Below are 4,890 nucleotides of genomic sequence, written 5' to 3' on the forward strand. Positions count from 1 at the left end.
CCAGGTTTAGCAACGCGTAACCTGGGGAATACATAGACACAAAATAGAAACCGCCGAACAGAGAGCTTAGTTAGGTTAAACAGATATATTTGAGGCGGTACCTCACCTGAATAAAATTCACAGAAAACATGGGTTCTATATCTATCATAATGATCCGGATATTGATTCAGTCCTATTCGGATCTGCTACCCGACTTCTGATCTAAACAGCTAAATCGTGTAGGGATTAACAGATATTTATTCCCAGTACGAGACAGATGAGGCTATCGGTATCATCTCATCATTTTTGAACAACGTTTGAATGAGTTGCTCATCTTTCTGCTTCGTTTCCAGATAGATGCGATCCCCCTGAACACTCTCTGACAGATATTGAATTTCCATTTCCCGGCACGACTTATTCTCCTCCAGCAAATATCCCGTCATCCAATCGATGTAGCGAACATTATTGACGTGGAAATTCATATCCAGATCGTTCAACCCCACGACGGTAATAAATTTTGATTCATCAGGTGCTAACGGTTTGATCGGATCCTTCTTTGGTTCAACCGTGTGCTCTTTATCTTTCACACCCAATTCAGATATTTCCGGTGGCGTGCGGACCGGCCTCTTCGATTTCATATCCAAAACCATCCATTGGCTGATTGCGTGAGCTAAAAGATCTCCCGATTCTGACCTCATCTCATAATCACGAAATGCACGGAGTCCGTCGCCGGCGGATGGCCAGGTGGTTACCTCAACATCCTCCCATCTTTTTGGGAGATTCAAAACCTTCACATGCATTTTGTAAAGAACCCATGTCAGACCTTTTTCATGAAGCTGGGATATATCAAAATTCAGATGATTTGCATGAATACCTGCAGCCTCCTGGAAATAGTTGCAGATGGAGGAGAAGGTGGCTTTTTCATTTAGGTCTACTTCGTACGAGCGGACTTTGAAGGGGACGGTGTAAATTTTATCCATGATGAATGTTTATGTAACAGGTTAAGCTGTCGGATTGGTAACATAAGAATTTAGACGTTGGTATTTTGAAAGTTGATGGAATTGGTATACAGAATCCAAAAGAGATTAAACCCCGTTTCGGGGTTTCTCCATAACACGTACCTCTTAGCCCTGCATTTCATGCAGGGTTAATTACATTGATCCGGTGATCGCGGATGGGTATTGTGTTAATACCTACCTACTTGTGGTCTTGGGAAAATGAACTATCTGCTTTAGAATTTCTGTCTGAGAAAAAGACTTGTTGAATTGAATAGAATACAAAAGAATAATTTGTGAAGATCTGACCTCAATAAAAACCCGTTGCAGGTATACTGGCAGACCGGAATACATTATAGCACACTGAAACTGATGATTGTTCAGTGAAGATCCGCGAATAGCGGATCAATGTGATTAGACCCGAATTGCAATTCGGGGTTTGCAGGAGTAGGAAGAATCAAACGACTCCGAAGGAGTCGAATCCCCTAGCTTTGAATTTGTGCATTATCCTGGATTTCATGAAGTGCCAATTAGATTCAATTTTAGTCAGAGTTGATTGCTTGTCATCTGTTGAAGTTCAATGATTACCTGCACATGTTTTCCTTATTACTTTTGGACCGCCAAAAGTAATCATACCGAGGTCTCGTGACCCGGTCGGTGTTTGCATACGGGCCTGGTTTGCCCGCGTGGTTACACAACATCCAAGGCTATCAAGAGAGCCGATATTGTGATGTCTCCCGCGCTATGATGAAAACCATGCTTACCCTCCACCAATCAAGACCGGAGGGTTCTTTCGCTCTTTCTCATATAACGTATCAGTTGAAATTGGATTTAACCTCGTTCGGGGTTTTTCCAAGACACGCACTCCTTAAGCTGCATTTCATGCAGGACTAATTACGTTCATCCGTCTCAGGCGTATTAGTTGTTTGAACAGAGTGATCATCCTGTAACCATTTAGATCCGCGAATAGTGTATCAATATAATTAGACCCAAATCACAATTCGGGTTTTGCAGAAGCAGGAAAAATCAAACGACTCCGCAGGAGTCGAATACACTAACTTTGAATTTATATGTGATTGAATTTTGAGACTAAAGGTGAATCCATGGTTCATAAAACACCGATTCAGGGTGTTATCAACACGTTGTGGAAAAGAAATTTTTGATTGTTGACCGGATGCCCGTAGCTTTAAAACAGTTCTTTGGAATAGTAAAAGCGTGGTGTCCCGGTTGATGCAATAGCCGCCGGGATGAAAAGGGAATTCCGTTCAAATCGGAAACTGTACCCGCAACTGTGAGTTCAGAGCCAATCATTTCATTTGGTATCTGCTGATCCTCATCTTGCCACTGTCTGTACAGATCAGACGGGAAGGTTGAATCATCAGCTGAACAAGTCAGGAGACCTGCCACCGTTTCTATTTCCCAGAAAACTTTCGGGAGTTAAAGTTTTCGGAACGATTCACCGTAATCGAATACAAAATCCTATTTCCATGAAAATTCTATCTGTGCAAACACTGTTTGCAGCTCTATTCCTATACCTATATCTAATATTCCCTCAATTTACTCAGGCTCAGGCTGTTGCCGATACGTTAACTTTCGAAGAGATCACGGTACAGTCCACCCGTTTTGATGTGGAACAAAAACATCAGCCTATTTCCGTAACCCGGTTCTCTGCCGAGGAGCTGAAACTCTACGGCACCGGAAACATCGCCGAACTGATCGGTAAACGAAGCTCCGCAATGATCCGCGAATATGGACCCGGAGGCCTATCCAATCTGTCGATGAGAGGCTACAGCCCCGGCCGTACTCAGGTTGTCTGGAACAACTTCAATCTGAACGATCCGGTAAACGGGGTGTTTGATCTGACCCTGATGCCGTCCAATTTTATTCGCTCGATGGAGCTGAGTGCCGGTAACAGCAGCACGGCTTACGGCAGTTCTGCAGCCGGAGGCACTCTCTACCTCGATTCAGGAGCCTCAGCCAGCAACTACTCCGCTTGGCAAACCCTGGGCAGCTATGGACAGAATATTCAGGGTGTCAACCTGAATCACCGTTTCGGAAGCTGGCACGCCGGACTCTCTCTGCAGCGTGAAGCTTCGGACAACGATTTTGAATTTGAGAATAACGGAGAGACTCAAACCCGCGAAAACAACAGGGTAGAGGCTTTTAACGCTCTTCTGAATGCAGGCTATGAAACGGAGCCTCTCTCACTGAAAACGACGCTTTGGTTTTACGATGTGGAGAATCAATCCCCCGGGTCACTTTCTTTTCCCAGTGAAACAGCGGTTCAGGAGGATCGCGCACTTCGCTCGGCCACAAACATTGAGTACCGTATTAACAACAGCCGGCTATACAGTAACATCGTATACAGCGATGCAGATACCGATTACACCGATGAGGCTTTTGCGACTGAAAGTGAGACGAATATCAAATCCTTTTCCAATGAGATCGGTTGGAGCCGGCAGTGGATGGATAACCTGAAGACCGATCAGTCTGCTCGTTTCCTGGTGAACCGTGTGGAGAGCTCAAATTTTGATCAGAACGAATCGCAGTTCAACTTTGCCTATCGCCTGAACAGTGAGTGGCAGCCGGGTGAATCGCTGAGGCTTTTTGGCGGAATTCGCTATGACTACTACGAAACAGCCGGTGATGCCGTTAGCGGTTCGATTGGAGCCAACTACAACCTGTTTGACGACGCACTGATTCTGAGAGGGCAGTGGAGCCGAAATTTTGTTGCACCGACCCTGAATGATCTCTACTGGCCGAACGCAGGAAATCCGGACCTCGACCCGGAAACGAATCAGAAAGGGGAGCTGGGAATTTTGTCCATCCACGAGTATGATGGCGGACGGTTTGAGGCAGAGGTTAACGGATTTGCCGGAACACAAACGGACGGAATTCTTTGGGTATTTGGCCAAAATGGCCTTTCGGTCCGTAATGTCAACGAAATAGAGACGAGAGGATTTGAGCTGAACCTGAGAAATGATTTTCAATTATCCTCAGACCTTTCTCTCACACTGGAAGGAGGTACCGTCTACACAGACGCGTCTATCACCGACGACGAATCCAATCCCGGGGCAGAGGGTGGTCAGCTGGTTTACGTCCCTGAGTGGTCACGAAGGGCTCATCTGAATTTAAACTGGAAGAACTTCACGGCCGGTGCGGATATCCGCTATACCGGAGAACGCTATACCACGCAGGATAATAGCCAGGCCGAACCGTTGAGTTCATTTACTGAGACCGACTTGTTTGGCCGCATCAATCTTCCAATTGACAGATATCGCGTTAGCATTACCGCACGGGTTCGCAATCTTGGTGACAGCCAGAACCAGTTTATCGATGGGTACCCGCTGCCCGGTCGTTCGTACCTGGTTACGGCCCGTTTTGGTTTCAATCCTTGATACATATTTTGGTACACGGTCTAGGTATTTATACGCATAAAGATTGCTCAAGAAAATAAGGATAGTTCGAATCTGAACCGATCCAAAAAACACTTCCTGTCTCCGGCGGGAGGTGTATTTGTGCGAATCCTTTACCAATAATCATATATGAAATAATGTGAAAATTCTGTGTATAGATAAATGAAAATTAATATAGAAATAAAATCAAACCTGTAACAGTTTGCTGAATAGAAGTTGTTGAAAACGAATATCTCGCAATACGATAATATCACAGGTTTTGTGACCAACACGCTCTAATGTGGATAACTCGGCTGATTTGTGGATAACTTATAAATTTAGCTTTAACAGCTTAAAACCGTGCTAATTATCCACAGAGGAGTGTTGATATCCTCATCGGGCTGTATAAATCGATCTGAGATAGATATGATTGGCCTTTATTCGTGCGGATTGGTTGTCAAGTTAAAATTCAATTTATTGTCCAACTTTTTCTAATGTGGATAACTCGGCTGTTTTGTGGA

Annotated in this window: 2 protein-coding genes and 1 riboswitch; of the genes, one reads left to right on the top strand and one right to left on the bottom strand. The window is 44.7% G+C overall.

Annotation, left to right across the window (positions count from 1 at the left end):
- Nucleotides 1–236: 236 nt before the first annotated feature.
- Complete coding sequence (locus ACESM0_RS03410) at nt 237–959, bottom strand: acyl-[acyl-carrier-protein] thioesterase (protein ID WP_372903657.1); 723 nt, start codon at nt 957–959, stop codon at nt 237–239.
- A gap of 1,214 nt (nt 960–2,173) precedes the next feature.
- Nucleotides 2,174–2,397, top strand: a riboswitch (cobalamin riboswitch).
- A gap of 64 nt (nt 2,398–2,461) precedes the next feature.
- Here ACESM0_RS03410 and ACESM0_RS03415 point away from each other — a divergent pair.
- On the top strand, nt 2,462–4,372 hold the full coding sequence (locus ACESM0_RS03415; RefSeq protein WP_372903658.1) for a TonB-dependent receptor: 1,911 nt from the start codon (nt 2,462–2,464) through the stop codon (nt 4,370–4,372).
- The last annotated feature ends 518 nt before the right edge of the window (nt 4,373–4,890 follow it).

The organism is Rhodohalobacter sp., from assembly GCF_041686455.1.
Classification (GTDB): Bacteria; Bacteroidota; Rhodothermia; order Balneolales; family Balneolaceae; genus Rhodohalobacter.

What these genes read in the sequence shown, in the direction of transcription:
- ACESM0_RS03415 (WP_372903658.1), top strand. Translation starts at nt 2,462, where the DNA reads ATGAAAATTCTATCTGTGCAAACACTGTTTGCAGCTCTATTCCTATAC.
- ACESM0_RS03410 (WP_372903657.1), bottom strand. Translation starts at nt 959, where the DNA reads ATGGATAAAATTTACACCGTCCCCTTCAAAGTCCGCTCGTACGAAGTA.